General features: G+C 75.2%; 21 protein-coding genes. 7 read left to right on the top strand and 14 right to left on the bottom strand.

Annotated elements, in window-relative coordinates; all coding sequences use genetic code 11:
* Positions 1-42 precede the first annotated feature (42 nt).
* The gene (locus ACFVHB_RS04630) at positions 43-1,110 is read left to right on the top strand and encodes a polysaccharide deacetylase family protein (protein ID WP_380315004.1); all 1,068 of its coding nucleotides are present in this window, start codon (positions 43-45) and stop codon (positions 1,108-1,110) included.
* A 45-nt stretch (positions 1,111-1,155) separates the two neighbouring features.
* On the opposite strand, the gene ACFVHB_RS04625 is transcribed toward ACFVHB_RS04630, so the two are convergent.
* Together ACFVHB_RS04625 and ACFVHB_RS04620 are read right to left on the bottom strand one after the other, a co-directional pair.
* Positions 1,156-1,602 (bottom strand): YchJ family protein, encoded by a 447-nt coding sequence (locus tag ACFVHB_RS04625; RefSeq protein WP_380315001.1) that lies wholly within the window; start codon positions 1,600-1,602, stop codon positions 1,156-1,158.
* A gap of 145 nt (positions 1,603-1,747) precedes the next feature.
* On the bottom strand, positions 1,748-2,404 hold the full coding sequence (locus ACFVHB_RS04620; RefSeq protein WP_380314998.1) for an NADPH-dependent F420 reductase: 657 nt from the start codon (positions 2,402-2,404) through the stop codon (positions 1,748-1,750).
* Positions 2,405-2,561: 157 nt separating this feature from the next.
* Between ACFVHB_RS04620 and ACFVHB_RS04615 the strand changes: the two genes are divergently transcribed.
* A complete protein-coding gene (locus ACFVHB_RS04615) occupies positions 2,562-4,154 on the top strand; it encodes a PQQ-binding-like beta-propeller repeat protein (protein ID WP_380314995.1) in 1,593 nt (530 codons plus the stop codon).
* A 3-nt stretch (positions 4,155-4,157) separates the two neighbouring features.
* Here the strand turns inward: ACFVHB_RS04615 and ACFVHB_RS04610 are convergent, their stop codons facing one another.
* From ACFVHB_RS04610 to ACFVHB_RS04565, 10 genes are all read right to left on the bottom strand, one after another.
* Complete coding sequence (locus tag ACFVHB_RS04610) at positions 4,158-4,358, bottom strand: hypothetical protein (RefSeq protein WP_380314992.1); 201 nt, start codon at positions 4,356-4,358, stop codon at positions 4,158-4,160.
* Positions 4,359-4,470: 112 nt separating this feature from the next.
* Positions 4,471-5,919 carry a hypothetical protein gene (locus ACFVHB_RS04605; protein ID WP_380314989.1) on the bottom strand — a complete coding sequence of 483 codons (1,449 nt, stop codon included), beginning with the start codon at positions 5,917-5,919 and terminating at the stop codon, positions 4,471-4,473.
* A 96-nt stretch (positions 5,920-6,015) separates the two neighbouring features.
* Positions 6,016-7,383: an aldehyde dehydrogenase family protein gene (locus ACFVHB_RS04600; RefSeq protein WP_380314986.1), complete on the bottom strand. Its 1,368-nt coding sequence runs from the start codon at positions 7,381-7,383 to the stop codon at positions 6,016-6,018.
* A gap of 48 nt (positions 7,384-7,431) precedes the next feature.
* The gene (locus tag ACFVHB_RS04595) at positions 7,432-9,189 is read right to left on the bottom strand and encodes an asparagine synthetase B family protein (RefSeq protein WP_380314983.1); all 1,758 of its coding nucleotides are present in this window, start codon (positions 9,187-9,189) and stop codon (positions 7,432-7,434) included.
* Positions 9,190-9,244: 55 nt separating this feature from the next.
* A complete protein-coding gene (locus tag ACFVHB_RS04590) occupies positions 9,245-9,814 on the bottom strand; it encodes a hypothetical protein (protein WP_380314981.1) in 570 nt (189 codons plus the stop codon).
* 31 nt (positions 9,815-9,845) lie between these two features.
* Positions 9,846-10,772 carry a hypothetical protein gene (locus ACFVHB_RS04585; RefSeq protein WP_380314978.1) on the bottom strand — a complete coding sequence of 309 codons (927 nt, stop codon included), beginning with the start codon at positions 10,770-10,772 and terminating at the stop codon, positions 9,846-9,848.
* Positions 10,769-11,872, bottom strand: coding sequence for a hypothetical protein (locus ACFVHB_RS04580; protein ID WP_380314976.1), 1,104 nt, complete (start codon positions 11,870-11,872; stop codon positions 10,769-10,771). The genes ACFVHB_RS04585 and ACFVHB_RS04580 overlap by 4 nt, the downstream gene beginning before the upstream one ends.
* Positions 11,869-12,537: a cupin domain-containing protein gene (locus ACFVHB_RS04575; RefSeq protein WP_380314973.1), complete on the bottom strand. Its 669-nt coding sequence runs from the start codon at positions 12,535-12,537 to the stop codon at positions 11,869-11,871. The genes ACFVHB_RS04580 and ACFVHB_RS04575 overlap by 4 nt, the downstream gene beginning before the upstream one ends.
* A gap of 170 nt (positions 12,538-12,707) precedes the next feature.
* Positions 12,708-13,793 (bottom strand): polyprenyl synthetase family protein, encoded by a 1,086-nt coding sequence (locus ACFVHB_RS04570; protein ID WP_380314970.1) that lies wholly within the window; start codon positions 13,791-13,793, stop codon positions 12,708-12,710.
* A complete protein-coding gene (locus ACFVHB_RS04565) occupies positions 13,790-14,227 on the bottom strand; it encodes a hypothetical protein (RefSeq protein ID WP_380314967.1) in 438 nt (145 codons plus the stop codon). The genes ACFVHB_RS04570 and ACFVHB_RS04565 overlap by 4 nt, the downstream gene beginning before the upstream one ends.
* 405 nt (positions 14,228-14,632) lie before the next feature.
* Between ACFVHB_RS04565 and ACFVHB_RS04560 the strand changes: the two genes are divergently transcribed.
* Positions 14,633-15,037: a hypothetical protein gene (locus ACFVHB_RS04560; RefSeq protein ID WP_380314964.1), complete on the top strand. Its 405-nt coding sequence runs from the start codon at positions 14,633-14,635 to the stop codon at positions 15,035-15,037.
* A gap of 173 nt (positions 15,038-15,210) precedes the next feature.
* Here ACFVHB_RS04560 and ACFVHB_RS04555 read toward each other — a convergent pair whose 3' ends face one another.
* On the bottom strand, positions 15,211-16,863 hold the full coding sequence (locus ACFVHB_RS04555; protein WP_380314961.1) for a cytochrome bc complex cytochrome b subunit: 1,653 nt from the start codon (positions 16,861-16,863) through the stop codon (positions 15,211-15,213).
* A 374-nt stretch (positions 16,864-17,237) separates the two neighbouring features.
* On the opposite strand from ACFVHB_RS04555, the gene ACFVHB_RS04550 reads away from it, so the two are divergent.
* Entirely contained in the window at positions 17,238-17,627 is a 390-nt protein-coding gene (locus tag ACFVHB_RS04550; protein ID WP_380314958.1) for a hypothetical protein, read from the top strand.
* 9 nt (positions 17,628-17,636) lie between these two features.
* Here the strand turns inward: ACFVHB_RS04550 and ACFVHB_RS04545 are convergent, their stop codons facing one another.
* Positions 17,637-18,272: a DUF6328 family protein gene (locus ACFVHB_RS04545; RefSeq protein ID WP_380314955.1), complete on the bottom strand. Its 636-nt coding sequence runs from the start codon at positions 18,270-18,272 to the stop codon at positions 17,637-17,639.
* Positions 18,273-18,450: 178 nt separating this feature from the next.
* Here ACFVHB_RS04545 and ACFVHB_RS04540 point away from each other — a divergent pair, with 178 nt between their 5' ends.
* The 3 genes from ACFVHB_RS04540 (at position 18,451) to ACFVHB_RS04530 (ending at position 20,349) form a co-directional block, all read left to right on the top strand.
* A complete protein-coding gene (locus ACFVHB_RS04540) occupies positions 18,451-18,900 on the top strand; it encodes an STAS domain-containing protein (RefSeq protein ID WP_380314952.1) in 450 nt (149 codons plus the stop codon).
* An 11-nt stretch (positions 18,901-18,911) separates the two neighbouring features.
* Positions 18,912-19,409 carry an ATP-binding protein gene (locus tag ACFVHB_RS04535; RefSeq protein ID WP_380314949.1) on the top strand — a complete coding sequence of 166 codons (498 nt, stop codon included), beginning with the start codon at positions 18,912-18,914 and terminating at the stop codon, positions 19,407-19,409.
* Between the two features lie 571 nt (positions 19,410-19,980).
* Positions 19,981-20,349: an STAS domain-containing protein gene (locus ACFVHB_RS04530; protein WP_380314946.1), complete on the top strand. Its 369-nt coding sequence runs from the start codon at positions 19,981-19,983 to the stop codon at positions 20,347-20,349.
* Positions 20,350-20,374: the final 25 nt, after the last annotated feature.

Here is a 20,374-nt window from a genome sequence, read left to right as displayed (position 1 = left end):
TGGGGGGATTGACCCGCTGGCGTGTCGGGGGAGCAGTGCTCCATGGACACACCATCCGATAATCGCACTAATGGGGGTCTGAGGGGGAGTCACCGGACGGCACACCGCCGGATCGGGAGCGGCCTGGTCGCCGCGGTCTGCCTGTCCGCCGCGGTCGCCGGCTGCGGCGCGCCCGCCGGACAGCGCGGGCCGTCCGCCCGGGCCGGTGCGAGCGCCGCACCCGCCGGAGCGGGCCCCCAGCGGGACCGGCCGGCCGGCGCGCAGCCGGAGCAGCAGGCCGGCGCCGAGGCGGCCGACCGGGGCGGCCCGCGGCCGCCCGCCGTGCCGCTGGCACTGCCCGGGCTGGCCCGGGTGGAGGAGGAGAGCAGTGGCGAGGCGGTGGCCCGCCGGGAGGCGGCGGTCCGCGCCGGTCTGGAGACCGCGCACCGCTGGGGCCTGGAGCGGCTGCCCGACCGGGCGCCACAACACCCGCTGGTCAAACCGGAGTTGAAGCAGGCGCAGGGCGTCAAGCTCGCGGACGGACTGCCCCCGGTGGTGTACCGCGTCCCGACCGACCAGAAGATCGTCTTCCTGACGGTGGACGACGGAGCCGAGAAGGACCCGGAGTTCTCCCGCATGGCGGACGAGCTCGGGATCCCGCTCAGCACCTTCGTCGCCGACTACCTGGCCCGGTCCGACTACGGCTACTTCCGCAAGCTCGCCGCCCAGGGCGACGCGGTGAACAACCACACCATCAACCACCGCAACCTGAAGGTGCTCGACTACGCCACCCAGCGCGACGAGATCTGCCGGCAGCAGGACCAGCTGGAGCAGCAGATCGGCGTCCGCCCCCGGCTGTTCCGGCCCCCGTACGGCGAGTACAACGACGACACCCTGCGGGCCGCGGCCTCCTGCGGGATCGAGGCGGTGCCGCTCTGGAACGAGGAGGCCTTCCCGGACCGGATGGAGTACCGCTACGAGGACCAGCGGCTGCACCCGGGCGACATCATCCTCACCCACTTCCGGGGCACCGACCTCTGGAACGGCACCATGCCGGACCTGCTCCGCAAGGTCGTGAACGAGGTCACCGCCCAGGGATTCACCCTCGCCCGCCTGGACGACTACCTCTGAGCCCGTCCCGGGCGCGGGCCGGGGCCGGGTGGCCGCCCCGGCCGCTCACGAGCCCGTGTCGAGGGAGAGGGCGTCGAGGTAGACCCAGGCGCCCTCGTGGCGGACGAAGCGGCTGTGCTCGGTGAGCACCCCCTCCTCCCGGCCCTCGGTGTAGTGGGCGCGGAAGGCGACCGTGCCCTCGGTGTGGAACGGGCCGCCGTCGCTGGTGGAGAGCACGTCGAGGCGGGTCCAGCGCAGCGCCGGGTCGAAGTCGACCGAGGCGGGCCGGGTGTCGGGGTGCCAACTGCGCAGCAGGTAGGCCTCGTCGTGGGCGGCGAAGGCGCTGAAGCGCGAGCGCATCAGCGCCTCGGCGGTCGGCGCGGCGGCCTGGCCCCGGTGGTAGCGGCCGCAGCAGTCGCCGTACGCGGCGGGCAGGCCGCACGGGCAGGGCGACGAGGGCAGCAGTCGGGGAGCGGGGGCGGCGGCGCGGGGCGCGGAGCGGCGTCGGGACATGCCGTCCATTCTCGCCCCTCGCCGCGGTGCCGCGGTCCGGCGGGGGGAGGCGCGCCCCGCCGGACCGCGCGCCCGTCCCGCGCCCCGCGCGCCCCTGCTACCCCGCGCGCCCGGCGTGCCCGTCCCTCGGCCTCGCGCGCCCCTGCTACCCCGCGCGCTTGATGGAGTAGTTGAAGTCGGTCGTCCCGAAGGTGCGCATCAGCTGGAGCCAGAACGGCATCAGCATCTCCATGCCCCGGGCGGACGTGATCCCGCCGAGGTCGATGACCGCCTCGGCCGGCCAGCCGAACTCGCCCAGCAGGGAGACCACTTCGGTCTTGGCCGCGGCGTCGTCCCCGGCCACGAACAGGTTGTGCTCGCCCGGCACCCGGCCCGGGTCGACCATCAGCGGCGCGGAGAGCGTGTTCAGCGCCTTCACCACCCGGGCGTCCGGGAACTCCCGCTGGATCCGCTCGCCGACGCTGTCGGTGTTCACCGGGTCGAGGCTCACCGTGCCCTCGGTGGAGAAGACCAGCGGGTTGGAGATGTCGACCAGCACCTTTCCGGCCAGCCGCTCGGCGCCGGCCGCCCGCAGGGCCTCCAGCGAGACCGTCCCGGCGGTGGCGTTCAGCACCACCCGGCCGAACCCGGCCGCGTCCGCGAACGTGCCGCTGTGCCCGTTCGGGCCCGCCTGCTCCGCCCAGGCGAGGGCCTTCTCGTTGTCCTTCGTCCGCGAGCCCAGCGTCACCTCGTGGCCCAGCGCCACCAGCTTGTCCGCGAGCGTCCGCCCGACCGTGCCCGTGCCGATGATTCCGATTCGCACCGCGTCCCCGTTCTCGTCCGTGGCCCGCCCGTTGGCGTGCGCCGCGACGACCATAGAGGATCACGGCCCGGGATCCGGGTGAAACGCTGCGAACGGAGGACGGCCGACTGGACCACCTCCGCTGGTGGCCCCGCCGCCGCCGCCGAAGCATGGCGCCATGAACCGCCTCAACAGACCGACGGTGCGCGCCGCCGCCCTGCTCGCCGGCCTCGCCCTGCTCACCCCGGTGGCCGCCGCCCGGGCCGACGTCACCACCGTCTCCGTCACCACCGAACGCACCGCCTGGGACCGGAACGAACCCGGGCTCTCCCCCGCCGAGGTCGGCGCCGCGGACTTCGGCGTCCGCTTCTCCGTCCCGCTCGACGGCCAGGTCTTCGCCCAGCCGCTGGTCATCGGCCCGACCGTGGTCGTCGCCACCGAGACCAACCACGTCTACGGGATCGACGCCAAGACCGGGAAGATCACCTGGCACCGCGCGATGGGCGCGGCCTGGCCGTCCGCCGCGATCGGCTGCTCGGACCCCGGCCCCAACGTCGGCACCACCTCCACCCCGGTGTACGACCCGGCCACCGGCACGGTGTACCTGACCAGCAAGGTCAACGACGGCCCCGACGACAAGCACCCGCACTACTACGTGCACGCCGTCGACGCCCGGACCGGGGCCGAGCGCAGCGGCTGGCCGGTCACCGTCCAGGGCGACCCGGTCAACGCCCCCGGAAAGCCGTTCAACGCCTACCGCTCGCTCCAGCGCCCGGGGCTGCTGCTGCTCGACGGGCGCATCTACTTCGGCTTCGGCTCGCTCTGCGGCATCGGCGACTACATCGGCACCCTGGCCGGCCTCGACACCCGCACCCGCAAGCTCACCCTCTGGTCCACGGTGGCCGGCTCCGACACCCAGCGCGCGTCGATCTGGATGGCCGGCAGCGGTCTCGTCTCGGACGGGCCCGGGCGGATCATCCTCGCCACCGCCAACGGCCAGGGCGCGGGCGCCTCGCCCGCGAAGGGCCCCGGCGACAAGCCGCCCGGCGGCCTCGGCGAGTCGGTGATCCGCTTCGCCGTGAACGGCGACGGCACCTTCACCCCCAAGGACTTCTTCAGCCCCACCAACAACGCCACCCTCGACAAGCGGGACACCGACCTCGGCTCCGGCGGCCCGGTCGCCCTCCCCGAGAACCTGTTCGGCACCCCCGCCCACCCCCGGCTGCTGGTCCAGGTGGGCAAGGACGGCCGGATCTTCCTGCTCGACCGCGACGACCTCGGCGGCATGGGCCAGGGCCCGAACGGGACCGACAAGACCGTCGGCACGACCGGCCCGTACGGCGGCGTCTGGGGCCACCCCGCCGTCTGGGGCGGCGACGGCGGCTACGTCTACACCGTCGAGAACTACGGCAAGCTGCGCGCCCTCAAGTACTCGGTCGGCCCGACCGGCCTCCCGCAGCTGACCAGCGCCGGCACCAGCGCCGAGGACTTCCTCAAGATGTCGGGCTCACCCGTCGTCACCTCCGACGGCACCCGCAGCGGCTCCGCCCTGGTCTGGGTGATCTGGTCCGGCACCGGCCAGTACGGCGAGGGCGGCGAACTCCGCGCCTACGACGCCGTGCCGGTGGACGGCACGCTCAAGCTGCGCCGCTCCTTCCCGCTCGGCACGGTCAGCAAGTTCTCGGTGCCGGCCACCGACAAGGGCCGGATCTACGTCGGCACCAAGGACCACCACCTGGTCGCCCTCGGCCGGCCCTCCGCGTTCGCCTGACGCTCAGCTGCCCGGGCGGATGCTGGAGATCGTGAACACGGCCACCGCGAGCGCCGCCCCGGGCGCCGGCGCCGCCCGCACCCGCGCCGGCCGGAGCAGGTACGCCACCGGCCACGGCACCACCAGCGGTACCAGTGCGGCCACCGACAGGTGCTCCGGCGGTCGCCACCAGTTCGGGTGGGGCTGGGAAGCGGTTCGGGTCATGCGCCGGTCCCCGCCTCCCGGCCCACCCGGATCAGCGGACGAGTACTCACCTCGTGGCGCTCGAAGTACTCGGCCGTACTCCCACCGTAGGACGGCGGCGCCGGAACCGTGGTCAGGTCTCCGGGCCCTCGCCGTCGGTGGTGGGGACGGCGGTGCGGGTGGGTGCCACCGGAGGTGCCGCGGGGGGACTGCCGAACTCGCGCCAGGAGCCCTTGACGTTCTCCAGGACGGCCTTGCCCTGCTTGTCGATGGTCCGCGTCAGCCCTTCCTGGCTGATGCCGAAGACGGCGGCCCAGGCGACGATCTGGGCGCTGCTGTCCAGCGCCGACAGGCCCGGAAGGAAGGCTCCGCCGATGAAGATGATGCCGAGGAACGCGGAGATGACGCCGATCGGGAGCCGGAGCAGCAGCAGGCCGACCGGGACCATGTAGGGCATGGCCGTCCCCTGGAGGTTCTTCACGGACGCCGCTCCGGCCAGCGCCGCCGCCGTCATCCCGATGAACGCGACCAGCAGGACGGAGTCCTCCGACGGTTCGCTCCCGACCGGGCACACCGTCTTCGTCGCGCCGGGGTTGTCCGGATCCGGGGGTTCGAAGCAGAGCAGTGCCTGCAGACCGAAGCTCTCGTCGCAGCCGAGCAGGATGAGGCCCACGGCGATGGCGCTGGTGGCGAGGAACGAGACCAGCAGGATGTTGCGGAAGCTCCGCACCCTGGCCAGTTCCGTCTCCTCGACGGAGTTCGAGGCGTAGAGCACGCTCGCGGCGAGGTCCCGGAAGTCCTCGGTCAGCGCGTTCTGGTGCGCGCGCAACTGTTCCTCGAGGAGCGCGAGACGCGGGTCCTCGGCGCCGAGGTGGTGCCGCCCCGTGGTGAGCACGACGGCGCCCCGCCAGCGCAGGTCCTCGGGCGGCGTGAGCTGGAGGAGCGCCACCTCGGCCTCGTGGATGCTGGACGAGACCCGGTCCACCGCCGATCCCGTCAGCCAGGCGAAGAGGCTCCGCCGCCCGGCGGCCTCGCGCGCGGACTCCAGCAGGACGTGGGTCTTGTGGGCCAGCTGCTGCTGTGCGGGCGTGAGCCGGCGGGTGGCCTCGATCTGGTCGAGCTGCGCCTGCAGCGCGGCGATGTGGGTGCTCCTGCGCTGGCGCCAGGACGCGAGCCGGCCGCGGGCGGCCACGTCCCGGTGGCCGTACGTCGGTGCGCGGTGGGCCAGCTGCCGGAGCAGTGTCTCGGCCCGGCTGAGGTCGGCTTCGGCCTGTTCCGCGTCGGCGCTGCTCTGCCACCGCCGGAACCGGCGTGGTTCGGTCGCCTTGTGCGCGTGCTCCAACAGGGTGGCCGCCTCGGCGGCCAGGCTCTGGTTGTCCGGCAGCCCCTCGGCCTTGAGCCGGAGCAGCTCTGCCTCCAGCCCGGCGATCCGGGTCTGGGTCCGGCGCCGCCAGGACGCCGAGCCGCGCCCGTGCCGGCGGCCGCTCGCGGAGCCGCCGGCGGCAGGCGGATCAGGCGGGGGATCGGGCGGGGGAGGGCTGGGCGGGGTCGGGGCGGCGGGCGGCTCTGGTTCCGGCGGCATGCGCCCAGTACGGCACGCGTGCCGGTGGGCCGCAACCGGGCACCGGGCGCGGTGCGGCACCGCAGCTTCGTATGCGGAGCGAAGCCTCCCGGCCGGTCACAGCCGGACCGTCACCGTCTTCGGCCGCTGGTACTCCTGGAGGGCCAGGGTGGACAGGTCGGTGCCGTGGCCGGAGGTGCCGCGGCCGCTGTGGGGGAGCTCGGCGGTCTGGGCGAGGTGGCAGTTGACCCAGGTCTCGCCGGCGTCCAGGCGGGCCGTCAGGTCCAGGGCGGCGCTGAGGTCGCGGGTCCACACGCTGGCGGCGAGGGCCTGGGGGACGTCGTTGGCCAGGGCGAGCGCCGCTTCGAGGTCCTCGGCGTGCTGGACGGTGAGCAGCGGGCCGAACACCTCCTCCTGGACGGCCGGGTCGTCGGCGGGCAGGTCGGCGAGCAGGCGGGCGGGGCGCCAGAGGCCGTCGGCGCGGCCGGGGGCGGCGATCGAGCGCTCGGCGGCGGAGGCGGCGACGAGGCGGTCGTAGCGGGCGGCCTGGTCGGGGTTGTTGAGCGGGCCGAAGTCGCGCCCGGACTGCCGCTCGGCCAGGGCGGCCGTCAGCGCGGCGACGGCCTGTTCGTGGTTCTCCGTCAGGGTGATCACCCGGGCGGGTGCGGCGCAGCTCTGCCCGGCGTTGTAGGTGCAGGCGGTGGCGAGGGCGGCCCAGGTGTGGTCGGGCGCGTCGGGCAGGACGAGGACGGGGCTGTTGCCGCCGAGCTCCAGGCTGACCCGGCGGTGGCCGGCCCGGGCGGCGATGTCGGCGCCGGCGAGCGCGCTGCCGGTGAAGGCGATCATGTCGACGTCGCTCGCGACCAGCAGCCGGCCGGTCTCCCGGTCGCCGGGGAGCGCGGTGAGGACGCGGTCGCCGAGGGCCCGGGCGGCGTGCTCGGCGAGCAGGACGACCGAGTCCGGGGTGGTCTCGGCGGGCTTGACGACGACGGCGTTGCCGGCGGCGAGCGCCGGGGCGCAGCGCCAGGCGGCCATCAGCAGCGGGTAGTTCCAGGGGACGATCGCCCCGACCACGCCGATCGGCTCCCAGCGCACCCAGCTCTCGTGGCCGGCCAGGTAGCGTCCGGCGGCGGGCGCGGTGCCGGCCCGGGCGGCGCCGGCGTAGAACCGGAAGAGGTCGGCGACCTCGCGGACTTCGCCGGTGGCCTCCGCCTCGGGCTTGCCGGTGCCGGCCCGCTCCAGCGCGACGTACTCCGCGAGGTGCTCCTCGATCAGGTCGGCGAGCGCGTCGAGCCGCCGTTCGCGCTCGCGCGGGGTGTACGCCCGCCAGAGCATGGCGCCGAGCCGGGCGAGGCCGACGGCCTCGGCGACCTGTTCGGCGCGGGCCGGGGTCAGCGAGCCCCGGGCGCGGCCGGTCCGGGGGTCGATCAGGTCGACGGGGTCGGCCGGTGCGGGCGGCGCGGGGGGAGCGAACGGGTGTTCCATGCGGGGCCTTTCGGGGCGGTGCGCGGGTCGGTGCGCGGGTCGGGCCGGTCAGAGGTCGTAGGCGCGCAGCCAGAGTTCGAGGGTGAGGACGAGCCAGAGCTTGCCGCCCTGGCGGGGCAGCAGCGTGCCCTCGCGGCGCATCCAGGTGCGGACGGTGTCGGGCCGGACGAGGCCGCGCTCACGGGCGGTGCGGCCGAGCAGCAGGTCGCCGGAGAGGTCGCGCAGCGGGCCGCGCAGCCACTGCTGGACGGGCACCCGCATGCCGCTCTTCGGGCGGTCGACCACGGCCGCCGGGAGCAGGTCGCGGACGGCCTCCTTGAGCACCCACTTCTCGACGGTGCCGTGCAGCTTGAGCCGGGGCGGGGTGGCGAAGGCGTGGTCGACGACGTGCCGGTCGAAGAGCGGGGAGCGTCCCTGCACGCCCTGCGAGGCGGTGAGCCGTTCCACCTTGGTGAGGATGTGGTGCGCGCCCTTGGTGCGCAGGTTGCAGTGGAGCAGCTGGTTGAGCAGCGAGCGCATCGGGCCGGGCCGCAGGTAGGGCGCGACGAAGCGGCGCGGTTCGGGCGCGGACTCCAGGGCCCGCAGCGCGGCCGGGGTGAGCAGCCGGGGCAGGTCCTCGTAGCACTTGCGGTAGGAGCGCAGGTAGGCCTCGGCGCGGACCTCGGGGGCCGGGTCGTCCCGGTGCATCTCGTGCACCAGCATCGGCAGGTTCTTCGGCCCGCCGAAGACCGGGTCGCCGCCCTCGCCGTTGAGCGAGACGGTGAGGCCGTCGCCGGCGACGGCCTCGGCGAGCATCAGGTTGGGGACGGTCAGCGGGTCGCCGACCGGGCTGTCCAGCAGGGCGACGGTGTCGGCGAGCCGGGCGGCGACCTCGGCGCCGGAGACGGTGAGCACCCGGTGGTCGGTGCGGCAGTGGTCGGCGACCAGGCCGGAGTAGCCGAGCTCGTTGGGGAGCCCGTCGCCGAAGCTGATCGAGTAGGTGCGCACCGGGCGGTCGTGCAGGCGGGCGGCCAGCGCGGTGACCAGCGAGCTGTCGACACCGCCCGAGAGCAGGACGGCGACGTCCTCCCCCTCGGGCAGCCGGCGCGCGGTGGCCTGCTCCAGGAGGAGGCGCAGCTGCCGGGCGTACTCGTCCGGCGGTACGGAGTCGGCCTCCGCGGAGAGGAGTTCGGCCGGCTCCCAGTACGACTCCTGGTGCACCGTGCCGTCCGCGCGCAGGCGCAGGACGCGGCCGGGCAGCGCCTCGTGGACGCCGCGCAGCAGGGTCTCCTCGCCGGGCAGGTAGGCGAAGGTGAGGAAGGAGCGGACGGCGGCCAGGTTGACGCCGGTGCCGAGGGCGGGCCAGTGCCGCAGCGCGCGCAGCGAGGTGGAGGCGGCCCAGCAGCCGTCGGCGCGGGCGTAGAAGACGGTGCGGGCGCCGGCGTGGTCGCGGATCAGGACGAGGTCGGCGCCGTCCACCACGACGAGGACGAAGAGGCCGTCGGCGAGCCGGACGCCGTCCGCGCCGAGGCCGCGCCAGAGGCGGAGCAGCAGCTCGCCGTCGGGGCACCTGTCGGGGGCGGGGCGGCCGGCGGCGGCCAGCGCGGCGTGCAGTGCGGCCCGGTTGTGCAGGGTGACCTCGCCGACGGCGGTGACGCCATCGGCGGTGAACGGGCCGGCGGCGAAGCCGGGTTCACCGGTGATCAGGGCGGCCTGGGCGGCTTCGGGGGCCCGGGCGGCCGGGCCCGCGGTGGTGCCGGCGAGTGCGGCCAGGTGGGTGCGGGCCCGGCCGGCGTCGGGGCCGGCGCAGGCGCAGCAGCGTGCCATGCTCGGTGGTGCCTTTCGGTGTGGTGCCTGGTCGGGCGGGGGGCGGGGAGGCGGTTCAGCCGAAGTCGTCGCCGTCCCAGCCGTCGTCGCCGGAGTCGTCCCAGTCGCCCGCGTAGTCGGCGTCGGCGTCCCCGTCGTGGTCCCCGCCGTCACCCGGGTCGCCGCCCGAGTCGCCTCCGCCGCCGGAGTCACCGCCGGAGGGGTCGGCGCTCCGGGCCTGCGCCTGCCGGCGCAGCTCCTCCTCCTCGTCCGCGCTGAGCTCCAGGGGCGGCAGCTGGGAGAGGGCGACGGCGCCGGCCCCCGCGACGCCGAGCGCCCCGAGCACGACGCCGAGCCGGCCGCGGAAGGCCGTCCGGTTGACGGTGACCAGCTCGCCGTGGGCCCAGACGGTGCGCCCGTAGCCGATGTCGCGGCCGTAGCGGACGGTGCCGTCGGCCTCGGTGCGCTTGACCAGGTCGGTGCCGAGCGGTTCGTCGGTGCCGGACCGGCCGGTGCTGTCGTGCCAGTGCACGAGCGGGCCGGCGCCGCGGCGGCGCCACTCGCTCCGGCCGTCCTCGTAGCGGCGGTGCACGGCGCCGTCGGCGAGCAGTTCGTCGCGGTAGCCGAGGTGGCGTGGCTGCGTCATCAGGGGGAGTCCTCGGGAGTCGGGGAGCGCCTCAGGGCGTCGGCCAGGTCAGGAAGCCGGTGTCGCGCACGGAGCGGACGCGCCGGTGGAGCGGGGCCCGGCGCGGGCCGCCGGAGCCGCCGCGGACCTGGCGGATCACGGTGTGCAGCAGCCGGGCGGGGTTGACGGCGGCCAGCTCGATGGTCCGCCCGCTGCCGAGCCAGGCGCGTTCCTCGGGCCGCAGCCCGGCGGGCAGCGGGCCCCGGTACGGCTGCGGGCCGCGCCCGGAGGTCAGGTGCAGGGTGACGGCGTGCCGGGGGACCAGGCCCATCGAGCGGACCCGCGGCCAGCCGTCCCCGCCCGCCCCGCCACCGTCGTTCCCGCGGCCGTCGTTCCCTCCGCCGTCGTTCACGCCGAGGTCGCGCAGCTCCCGGCGGACCCGCTGGTAGCAGGCGAGCCCGCTCGGGCTGGCGTCGTGCAGCACGTGCACCACGGCGTCGCCGGCCCGCCGCAGGCCGGCCACCAGCCGCGGGTCGAGCGGCAGTCGGTCGGCGGCGACGACCGGGCAGGCGGCCTCCAGGTGCAGGTCGTTGGCGATCAGCATCGCGGTGATCTCGGGGCTCTGGCAGACCAGCAGCCGGGGCAGCCCGTAGTCGTAGAGGTCGCTCTCGGCGGCGGACCGCGGCCCCGGTGCCACCGGCGCGGGGGCGGGCAGCAGGCCGGGCAGCTCCTCGCGGCGCTCGGCCACCGCCTCCGCGAACCGGGCGTACCGGACGGGCGGCGCCAGCGTGTAGGGGATCCGGCGCGGCCCGGCGTGCAGCGGCTGCAGCACCCGGCAGAGCTCGTAGTACAGCTGGCGCTCGGTGTACCGCAGGCCGCCGGGCGCCCCGGCCCGGTCGGCGGCGACGGTGAGCGCGCCGTCCAGCAGCAGGCGCAGCGGCCGGCGGCGCGCCGGCCGGGGCGGGGGCGACACGGTCATGCGGGGGACTCCTCGGTCGGCTCGGGCCAGGTCAGGAAGCCGACGGCGAGCGCCCGGCGGCGGGTCTCGGCGGGGTCCTCCGGCTGCGCGGGCGCCGGCCCCTTCTGCAGCGGGACGCGGGCCGGCGGCTCCGGCGCCCGCTCGGCCGCGCGCTCGGCGACGGCCATCAGCCGCTTCGGCGGCAGCGCGGCGAGCGGGCTCCACCAGCCCTCGGCGTACCACTCCCGCTCGCCCGTGGTCAGCCCGGGGACGTCCCGTTCCAGCCGCACCCGGAGCTCCTCGGCCCGGTCGGGATCGCGCAGGACCACGCACTTGTCCTCGACGCTCAGCACCGCGCGCGCCGGCAGGCCGGCGTCCAGCACCCGCCGGCCGGGCTGCGCGGCGCGCGCCTCGGCGACCAGCAGGCAGCCCTCCGGGGAGGCGTCGTGCAGGACGACGACCGGCGGGCCGTCGGGCACCTCGCGCAGGGCGTGGACGAGCAGCGCGCGGTGGCGCCGCGGGTAGCCGTTGGCGTGCAGGAACCGGGTGACGGTACGGCTGGGGCAGAGCAGCACGAAGGCGGGATCGGCCGGCGGCGGCCCCGGTTCGACCAGGTCGTCCTCGACCAGCCCGGCGGGCAGCACGCCGTAGACCCGCTTCCACTGGACGGCCACCCGGTCGTGGAAGCCCCGGGCGTCCCAGGCCGGTCTGACGGCCGACGGAGGTGCGGGTATCCGTGAGAGCACCAGCCGGTTGACGGCCATCCCCAGGAAGATGACGGCGGCGAGCAGGGCCAGCACCATCGCGGTCCCGTGCAGCACCACCAGGGCGGCGATCAGCGGCACGCCTCCGAGCACGCTCAGGCAGCCCGCGCTCTCCCGGGAGCCCCGGAACTCCGGCGCGGGCCGGCCCCGGCGTGCCTCAGCCCAGCGCAACTGGTCGACGGTGCAGACCAGTTGGCGCCCGTCGGTGATCCGTTCGACGAGCTTGCGGATCCGTACGTCGTGCAGCCCGGGGCCGTCGATCTTCGGGTCCAGGGCGAAGCCCTTGTGGCAGGACGAGCAGGTACGGCCGGAGCGGTCGCGCTGCAGCAGGTTCTTGGCGCAGTGGGGACAGATCATCGCGGTGTCTCCAGCGTCGCGGCGAAGCGGCGCAGCCGGGCGGCCAGCCGCTCTCTCGCGCTGACCGTACCCACCCGCTGGTTCCGCTCCACTTCCCGGAGCGCGGAGGCGAGTCGGGCGTCCTCGCGGCGTTCGGCCTCGGCCGCGGTGATCGCGTAGTCCTCGTGGTCGATGCCGAAGCCGGTGTTGGCGGCCAGGATGTTGAGCGGTCCGTCGCCCCGGTTGGCGAAGGAGTGCGGCATCAGTTCGGGGATCCGGATCAGCAGCCCCGGGGTCAGCGGCACGTCCACCACCCGGCGCCGCTCGGCGTCGTACAGTCCGCAGGAGGCGTGGCCGAGGCTCAGCACCAGGTGCTCGCCGCCGTGGGCGTGCGGGGTGAAGGCGCTGTGCGGGGCGACGATGCCGAGCTTGTAGGTGGCGTTGGACGGCCGCTCGGGCGAGGTCTTGGCGTCGCCGACCAGGTAGTGGGCGAACTGGCCCGCGTCGATGAAGCGCAGCAGCTCCTCGCCGGCCTCGCCGTGCGCGCTGCCCGGCCCCAGCTCCCGGGCGCCGTCCCGGTCGGCGATCAGCACGTGACCGTCCGGCCGCAGCTGGTAGAGGTCGACCCCGGCGGGCAGCGGCCGGGCCAGCCGTTCCAGCCCGCGCAGCCCGGATCGTATCGACATCGGCCACCCACCCCCCGTGCTCGAAACCGCCCCGAACGGCATCACTCCCCGTGACGCCGGCCATCACGCGACCGGTTCCGCCGGAGCGGGCGGTCGCGGTTGTGGATCTTACGCATCCCGGGTGAATGTGCCAGGTACCCGGGGGGAGTCCACCGGAGCGGCGGCCGCGGTCAGCGCCCCCGGGACACCACGAAGCCCGGCAGGGCGAGCAGGAACTCCCGTGCCTCGACGCCCTCCTCGGAGAGGCCGGCGGGCGGGGGAGCGGCCGCCAGCACCCGGGCGAGCTCCCGCTCGGCGGCGGCGACCAGCCCGGCGGCCGCCTCCCGGGCGCTCTGCACGCAGTCGTAGGCCGCCATCCGGTCGAGCAGCCAGCGGACGTCCTCCGCCGCGTCGGGGCCGCGCTGGGCCCGGGTGCCGCGCAGGTACCGCTCGGCGCGGGCGCGCTCGGCCGGGGTGCAGCGCTCCAGGAGGTGGATCAGGATCAGCGTGCGCTTGCCCTCCCAGAGGTCCCCGGCGATCTCCTTGCCGTAGTCCGCCTGGGAGCCGACCAGGTTCAGCACGTCGTCCTGGATCTGGTAGGCCGCGCCCAGGTACCAGCCGAACCGGTCCAGCCGGGCGGCGTCGGCGGCCGCGCCCTCGGCGACCAGCAGGCCGGAGCGGCACGGGTAGAGGAAGGTGTACCAGGACGTCTTCTTGAGGCACATCCGGTAGTAGTCGGCGGACACCAGCGCGCAGGCGTTGTCACGGATCCAGGCGATCTCCAGCGCCTGGCCCTCCAGGGTCTGGCGGCACATCAGCTCGGTCTCCTCGAAGAGCCGCCAGGCCAGCTCGTCGCCGAGCTCCCGCCGGTTGGCCATCAGCCGCTGGTGCCCGAGCAGGTGGGTGGCGTGGGCGACGTTCAGCGCCACCTCGACGCCGTAGGCGGCGGGGAGCGTCGGCGTGCCGCGGCGCAGCTCGCTGCCGTCCTGGATGTCGTCGTGGATCAGGAAGGCGTTGTGGAACAGCTCGGCGGTGACGGCCGGGTTGAGCGCGCGCTCCGGACGGCCGCCGACCGCGGCGCAGGTGGCCAGGCAGAGCGCGGCCCGCAGCCCCTTGCCGGGGCGGGCCGGGTAGTCGGCGGCCAACTCGTAGAGGTAGGGCGGGCTCTGTTCGGGGATGTGGCGCAGCAGCGCCGCCACCGTCCGCTCGCCGTACCGGGCGAGCACCCGTTCGACCAGCCGCGCCCGGTCGGCGAGCGGTGGTGCCGCGGCCGTCACCCCCGGTGGCCTTCGGCCCCGCCGGGGTGCTGCCCCGGTCGCGGCTGCGGGCCGTGCTCCTGCTGCGGCTCCGCCGCCCGCCCGTTCGCCCGCTCGGGGAACTCCGTCGTCAGGGCGGTCAGTTTGAGCAGCAGGTCGAGGGCGTCGTGGGCGTTGGCGGTGAGCCGCCGGGTGTGCGCGGCCGCCGCGGCGGCGGTGTTGCCCGCGAGCCGGGCGCCGACGGCGTCGATCAGCTGGTGGGTGTGCTCGGAGACCTGCTGCACCAGCCGCCCGAACTCCTCGGGGTCGAGCCGGGGTTCGCCGCTGAGCCGGTCGTCGGCCGTCGTCGCGTCGGTCCGCCCGGCGGCGAGCTCGTGCTCCAGCACGGCGGCCGCCTCGACGACCGCCCGCGAGCCCTGCTCGCCCACCTCGCTGAACCGACCGGCGTCGGGCATGGCTGACCTCCGTGTTCGTACCCCGGGCGGACCGGGGCGGGCCGGGCGGTGCGCCGACCCGGTCGCCGATGGTACACGGCTGTGCGCGGAGCGTGGCGGACGCCGTTCGGGTGTCGCCGGCCTGCGGGGCGTGCCGCGCGGCGGGGTGCTCCCGGTCGCGGTCGGTGTGCCGCGGCGCCCGCGCCGGCCGCCCGCCGGTGTCGCGTCTGCGCAGGTCGGCGCCGCTTCTTTGCCGGCCGCCGGACCGGCGAGTCGGCCCGCGCTCGCCGACCGGTCACTGGTAGTAGTTGCGTGGTTGCGCTACGGGCTCCCACGGTGGGGGCCCGGCCGGCCGACTCGACAGGTGCGCGCCGCTGCCGCCGTGCTGCTCGCCGCGGTGCCCGGGTGCTGGAACAAGGAGCGGTCATGGGTGGCAGGCAGCGCCCGCCGAGGGCGCGGAGCCCTCGGCCGGGCAAGGGGACCGGCGCGGCGGGTGCCCCGGTGGACACCCGGGTGGAGATCGCCCGGCTGGAGGGCTACCTGGCCTGGGAGGCCGAGGTGTCGGCGGCCGAGCGGGACGCCCGGGCCTTCGTCGGACAGTTCCCCTGGCTCTCGCCCGGCGACCGGGAGAGTCTCGAACGGGCCTACACCGCCGACCGGTTGCGCTACGCGGAGGACGTCGTGGACCGCGCCGTGGAACGGTGCCGGCAGCTGGCGGCCCGTTACCGCAGCGAGTGCCGCCGGATCTGCACCCGCTGGGCGGCCGTCTGCCTGGGGGTGACGCTCGCCGTGGCGCTGCTCGCGGTGGTGCCCGCCGTCCTGCGGGTCTGAACCCGACCCGGGCGGGCGCACCGGGGCGGGGGCTCAAGCATCGGGGGGCAGCCGCGGGACGGGCAGCCGCAGGGCTGGTCGGGCGCGGGGTTGCCCGGCCGCGGGGCATCGCGAAGGGCCCGCCGCACCGGGGAGGTGCGGCGGGCCCCTGTCGCGCGGGCGGCGCCTGTGGGTCAGTGGTGGCCGTGGCCGCTGGCGATCTCCTGGTGCTCCTCGGCGGTGGGCTTGGCGATCTGGCTGCCCTCGCCGTAGAAGCCCCGGGAGAACTTGGCCCGGGCGCGCGCGAGCAGTCCGGCCTTGCGGACCACCCCGTTCTCGTCCACCTCGGCCGGCAGCACGACCGGCTGCGGCTGGTCGTGCGAGGTGAGCGTGTACAGCCGCTCCTGCGGCAGCGGGGCGTGCACCTCGATGTACTCGCCGTGCTGCAGCCGGTTGATGACACCGGTCTCGCGGCCGTGCAGCACCTTCTCCTTGTCGCGCCGCTGGAGGCCCAGGCACCACCGCTTGGTGATCACGAAGGTCACGACCGGTGCGACGAAGAACCCGATCCGGCAGGCATTGGTGATCGCGTTGATCGACAGGTGGAAGTGGGTGGCGAGCAGGTCGTTGCCGCCACCGGCGAGCAGGACCAGGTAGAGGCTGATCCAGGCCGCGCCGAAGGCCGTGCGGACGGGCGCGTTGCGCGGCCGGTCGGCCATGTGGTGCTCGCGCCTGTCGCCCGTGATCCAGGCCTCCAGGAACGGGTAGCTCCAGATGGCCACCAGCACCAACGGGAAGATCATCAGCGGGACGAAGACGCCCAGGTTCAGGGTGTGGCCCCAGAGGCCGATCTCCCAGCCCGGCATGATGCGGATCAGGCCCTCGGAGTACCCCATGTACCAGTCGGGCTGGGCGTCCGTGGACACCTGGTCCGGCCGGTACGGGCCGTACGCCCAGATCGGGTTGACCGTGGCGACCGCCGACATCGCCGCGATGATGCCGAACACCAGGAAGAAGAACCCGCCCGCCTTCGCCATGTAGACCGGCATCAGCGGCATGCCGACCACGTTCTGCTCGGTCCGGCCGGGCCCGGCGAACTGGGTGTGCTTGTGGTAGAAGACCAGGATCAGGTGGGCCACCAGCAGGCCCATCATGATCCCCGGGATCAGCAGGATGTGCACGGTGAACAGCCGGGGCACGATGTCGATGCCGGGGAACTGGCTGCCGAAGAGGAAGAACATCAGGTACGTGCCGACGATCGGCACGGCGAGGATCGCGCCCTCCATGAACCGGATGCCCGTGCCGGAGAGCAGGTCGTCGGGCAGCGAGTAGCCCATGAACCCGTCGAACATGCCGAGGATCAGCAGGCCAGCGCCGAACAGCCAGTTGATCTCGCGCGGCTTGCGGAACGCCCCGGTGAAGAACACCCGCATCATGTGCACGAACATGGCGGCGACGAACACGATCGCCGCCCAGTGGTGGATCTGCCGGATCAGCAGGCCGCCCCGCCTGTCGAAGCTGATGTCGAGCGTCGAGGCGTAGGCCTCGGACATCGGGACGCCCCGGAGCGGGAGGTACCTCCCCTCGTAGATCACCTCGCCCATGGAGGGCTTGAAGAAGAGGGTCAGCCAGACACCCGTCACGATGATGATGATGAAGGTGTACAGGCAGATCTCGCCCAGCATGAAGGACCAGTGGTCCGGGAAGATCTTGCGGAGGTTGGCCTTGGACAGGGCGTAGATGCCGAGCCGGCCGTCGGTCCAGTCGGCGAGGGCCTCGGCCTTGTTCGCGGGCGCCGCCCGCGTGCTGGTGACCGGTCCCGGGCCCGACTGCTGCGGGGCGCTCACGACGGGCTCCCCGGCGTCCGCTGCGTACCGGCCGGGGAGCCCGCCTGCGGGACTGCCGGCCGGCGGATTGATGTGATCATGGGACCTCTCGATACGGGGCCGCCGGGTACGCCGGCGCGCGGATCCGCCGACCCGCTGGCCCCGTTGCTCAAAGTGATGGAGCGCTTACTCTGTCATGCTGTCGGCAGGGGGCCGCCTGTGCACGTCCATCGGCCCGTCCGGCCGCTCGTGTCGGCCCGTCCGGGGGTTCACCGCGCCGTTCGGCCGCGGGTGGGAGCCCGCGTGGTGCGCCCGGGTGCTGTTCGACGGGCGCCGAACCGTTTCGGCGCGCGCCGTGCACGGGGACGGCGCACCTTCGGGCCTACGCTGCGCCAATGGTGGATCACCGTGAACTCTTCGAGGACGTGACCGCGACCCTGGCCCGCGCGGGGTTCGACACCGGGCAGGGGCCGTCAGGCCTGCGGATCGGACATCGGCCGCAAGGGGTGGTGGTCGGCTGGACGCCGGTTGACCGGGCCGGGCCGGACGGCGCGGAGGACGTCGGGCCGCCGCCCGCCGAGGGCGTCCGGGCGGCGGTGAGCGGGGCGGTCGCCCTGGTGCTGCGGGAGTCGGGCTACCGGGTGACCGAGACCGGGACCGACGCCGTGCTGGTCACGGCCGGGCCGCCCCCGGCCGAGGAAGAGCCCGGGGCTGGAGGTGGGGCCGGGGGTGGGGCCGGGGCCGACCCGGAGCCGGCCGCCGTCCCCGAGCAGTGGTGGGGCTGAGGCCGGTCGTCAGACTCCCCGCGTCCGCCCGGCGGGCGGATCGACGCAGCCGTGCAGGTCGTGGTCGTGACCGTTGTGGAGGCGCAGCTGGTGCACGGGGAGGATCAGCCAGCAGGCGGCGAACCAGAGCATCACGCCGGCGGCGACCCCGGCCGCCGTGACGGAGTCGGTCGCCACCCGGAGCAGGAGCAGCAGCGCCGAGCCGACGGTCAGCGACAGCAGCACCAGACCGGCCGCGACCAGGCGGGCGACGCCGTCCACCAGCTGCGGCTTCAGCCGGCGGCCGGCCAGCACCCGGTGGTAGGAGACCGGCGCGGTGAGCGCGCCGGTGGCCAGCGCGCCGAGCACCACGGTCATCACGTACAGGCCGCGGTCGAAGGCGCCGAGTTCGGCGAAGCGCGGCATGAAGACGACGCTCAGCAGGAAGCCGAAGAGGATCTGCGAGCCGGTCTGCGCGACCCGGACCTCCTGGAGCATCTCGCTCCAGCGCCGGTCGGCGCGCTCCTCGGGCGACTCGCGCCGGCCGACCCGGGGCGGCTCGGTGGCGGCGGGGCGGCTGGTCTCCGGAGCTGTCATCGTGATCGCCTCCGTCGCCTCTGTCGCCTCGATCGGCAGGCCGCCGCTGCGGGCTCCCGTCCGGATCACGCGTGTATCCGGACCCCACGGGGGCAAACGCCGGGGCATGGACGATGCCGAGGTCACATCGGCGTGCCCGGCCGGGGCCGGTTACGTGCCGTGGCGCCCGGCCGTCCGGGCGGTGCGACCGTGTGCGCGGCATCATGGTGGGGACGGCGCCCCGCCGTCACCGGACCGGGAGCCTGGAATGGAACGGGCAGGAGCACACAGGGGCGGGGACGACGGCCTGGGACGGCTGCTGATCTCGGCGCACCGGATCGGGGACGTCCGAGTGGTCGCGGTGGCGGGGGAACTGGACCACGACACCGCGGACGGACTGCGGTCCGCGCTGGCCGCGCCGGCCGGCGGCGGGACGGGCCGGATCCTGGTGGACCTGAGCGAGCTGCGGTTCTGCGACTCCACCGGGCTCAACCTGCTGCTGCGGGCCCGGCTGGACGCCGAGGCGGCCGGGCTGCGCCTGGAACTGGCCGGCCCGCGCTCGGCGGTCGCCCGGCTGTTCGAGGTGACGGGGGCCGACACCGTGCTGCGGATCCACCCGAGTGTCGAGGCCGCGCTGGTGGCCGGCCCGCCGACCGGCGGTACGGCGTCCGGCGACGCCGATCCCGGCGGTGCCGTTTCCGGCGATGCCGCGGAATGAGAGGCGACGCCATGACCGCGCCCGGTGAACGCCCACCTCCCGGTGGTGCAGCGGCACCGGCCGAGACGCGGCGGCTGGCCCTCTCCGGGACGGAGGGCGCCGTGCTGCGCTGCCGGGACTTCAGCCGGCGGGCGCTGCTGGACTGGCACTGGCTGCCGGCCCTGGACCCGGAACAGCAGGCCGTCGCCGAGGACGTCCTGCTGATGGTCTCCGAACTGGTCACCAACGCCTGCCTGCACGCCCCCGGCGGGCCGCGGGAGCTGCTGCTGGACTGGGACGCCCGCCGGCTCCGGGTGGAGGTGCGGGACGACAGCCCGGTCCAGCCGCGGCTCATGCCGCACGCCGACCCGGGCCGGCCGGGCGGGCACGGTCTGCGGGTGGTCGACCGGCTGTCCCGGGCGTGGGGGTCGCTGCCGGAAGGGGTGGGCAAGTCGGTCTGGCTGGAGGTGCCCTCCCCGCTGGCCGGCCCCCCGCACTGGGACCACCACTACCGGCGGTCGGCCGGCTGAGCGGCGCTGAGCGGCATGGCCGATCTCGCCGCCCACGGAGGGGCTCAGCGCACGGCCGGGTCCGGTTCCGGCGGGGGTGCCGGATCCGGGTCCGGGAAGGGCGGCCGGGGCGGGGGCACCGGGTCGGGCTCCTCGCCCGGTCGCGGCCCCGGATGGGGGTGCGGGAACGGCTCGGTGTCGGGGTCGGGGGGAATCGGTACGGTCATCGCCCTGCCGCGGTCCGGTGCGCCCTGTCCGGCGTCCTCGTGGATGGGCGCGTACCGGATGCGCGCGGGGCGGATCCGCGCGTCCCGGCGCTCCCGCTCGGGGCTCGATGCTCGGGGCATGACGCCGCCTCCTCTCGCTCACGGCCGCGCGCCTACCCGGCCACCGCGGGGTCAATCGGCGCGGTCCGGACGCCCGGCGCCGACGTTTCCGGCCGGGCGGAGTGGACATCCGCACTGCGGGGGCGCCGCCACGGCGTGGCCCGGCACGAGGAGCCTGCCCGGGGCGCCCCCGCCCACCGCGCCGGGCGAACCGACCGGCCTATCGTGGAAGGCACGGCAGACGCGGGTGCAAGGAGACGATCCCGATGAACCGTCGCACGCCGAAGAACCCCGAACCGGACGTCGAGCCCGGCGGTCTGTCCGTCTCCACCCGTGCCTGGGCCGGCGGCACCGTCCTCACCCTGCGCGGCGAACTCGACCTCGACACCGTCGAGCTCGTCCACACCGCCCTCGACGAGGCGCTGCGCACGCCCGGCACGACCGTGGTGATCGACTGCGCGGACCTGGAGTTCTGCGACTCCACCGGCCTGAACGCGCTGCTGCGCGCCCGGGGCGTCGCCGACGGCGGCGGCAGCCGGATCGAACTCGTCAACCCCCGGCCGCTGGTGCTGCGGATGCTCGAACTCACCGGGGCCACGGACGCCTTCCGGATCCGCTCCGAGCTGCCCGCCTGACCGCGCCGGCCGGCCTGACCGCGCC

The sequence above is a fragment of the Kitasatospora sp. NPDC127111 genome, assembly GCF_042677465.1.
GTDB lineage: Bacteria > Actinomycetota > Actinomycetes > Streptomycetales > Streptomycetaceae > Kitasatospora.
The sequence above is the reverse complement of the archived record's forward strand: the minus strand, read 5'-3'. Positions and strand labels throughout refer to the sequence as shown.

Excerpts from the sequence above, each read along its gene's own strand:
- ACFVHB_RS04575 (WP_380314973.1), bottom strand. The coding sequence starts at position 12,537 with ATGTCGATACGATCCGGGCTGCGCGGGCTGGAACGGCTGGCCCGGCCG.
- ACFVHB_RS04550 (WP_380314958.1), top strand. The coding sequence starts at position 17,238 with ATGGTGGATCACCGTGAACTCTTCGAGGACGTGACCGCGACCCTGGCC.
- ACFVHB_RS04600 (WP_380314986.1), bottom strand. The coding sequence starts at position 7,383 with ATGGAACACCCGTTCGCTCCCCCCGCGCCGCCCGCACCGGCCGACCCC.
- ACFVHB_RS04535 (WP_380314949.1), top strand. The coding sequence starts at position 18,912 with ATGACCGCGCCCGGTGAACGCCCACCTCCCGGTGGTGCAGCGGCACCG.
- ACFVHB_RS04625 (WP_380315001.1), bottom strand. The coding sequence starts at position 1,602 with ATGTCCCGACGCCGCTCCGCGCCCCGCGCCGCCGCCCCCGCTCCCCGA.
- ACFVHB_RS04565 (WP_380314967.1), bottom strand. The coding sequence starts at position 14,227 with ATGCCCGACGCCGGTCGGTTCAGCGAGGTGGGCGAGCAGGGCTCGCGG.
- ACFVHB_RS04630 (WP_380315004.1), top strand. The coding sequence starts at position 43 with ATGGACACACCATCCGATAATCGCACTAATGGGGGTCTGAGGGGGAGT.
- ACFVHB_RS04590 (WP_380314981.1), bottom strand. The coding sequence starts at position 9,814 with ATGACGCAGCCACGCCACCTCGGCTACCGCGACGAACTGCTCGCCGAC.
- ACFVHB_RS04585 (WP_380314978.1), bottom strand. The coding sequence starts at position 10,772 with ATGACCGTGTCGCCCCCGCCCCGGCCGGCGCGCCGCCGGCCGCTGCGC.
- ACFVHB_RS04605 (WP_380314989.1), bottom strand. The coding sequence starts at position 5,919 with ATGCCGCCGGAACCAGAGCCGCCCGCCGCCCCGACCCCGCCCAGCCCT.
- ACFVHB_RS04580 (WP_380314976.1), bottom strand. The coding sequence starts at position 11,872 with ATGATCTGTCCCCACTGCGCCAAGAACCTGCTGCAGCGCGACCGCTCC.
- ACFVHB_RS04530 (WP_380314946.1), top strand. The coding sequence starts at position 19,981 with ATGAACCGTCGCACGCCGAAGAACCCCGAACCGGACGTCGAGCCCGGC.
- ACFVHB_RS04540 (WP_380314952.1), top strand. The coding sequence starts at position 18,451 with ATGGAACGGGCAGGAGCACACAGGGGCGGGGACGACGGCCTGGGACGG.
- ACFVHB_RS04610 (WP_380314992.1), bottom strand. The coding sequence starts at position 4,358 with ATGACCCGAACCGCTTCCCAGCCCCACCCGAACTGGTGGCGACCGCCG.
- ACFVHB_RS04595 (WP_380314983.1), bottom strand. The coding sequence starts at position 9,189 with ATGGCACGCTGCTGCGCCTGCGCCGGCCCCGACGCCGGCCGGGCCCGC.
- ACFVHB_RS04560 (WP_380314964.1), top strand. The coding sequence starts at position 14,633 with ATGGGTGGCAGGCAGCGCCCGCCGAGGGCGCGGAGCCCTCGGCCGGGC.
- ACFVHB_RS04615 (WP_380314995.1), top strand. The coding sequence starts at position 2,562 with ATGAACCGCCTCAACAGACCGACGGTGCGCGCCGCCGCCCTGCTCGCC.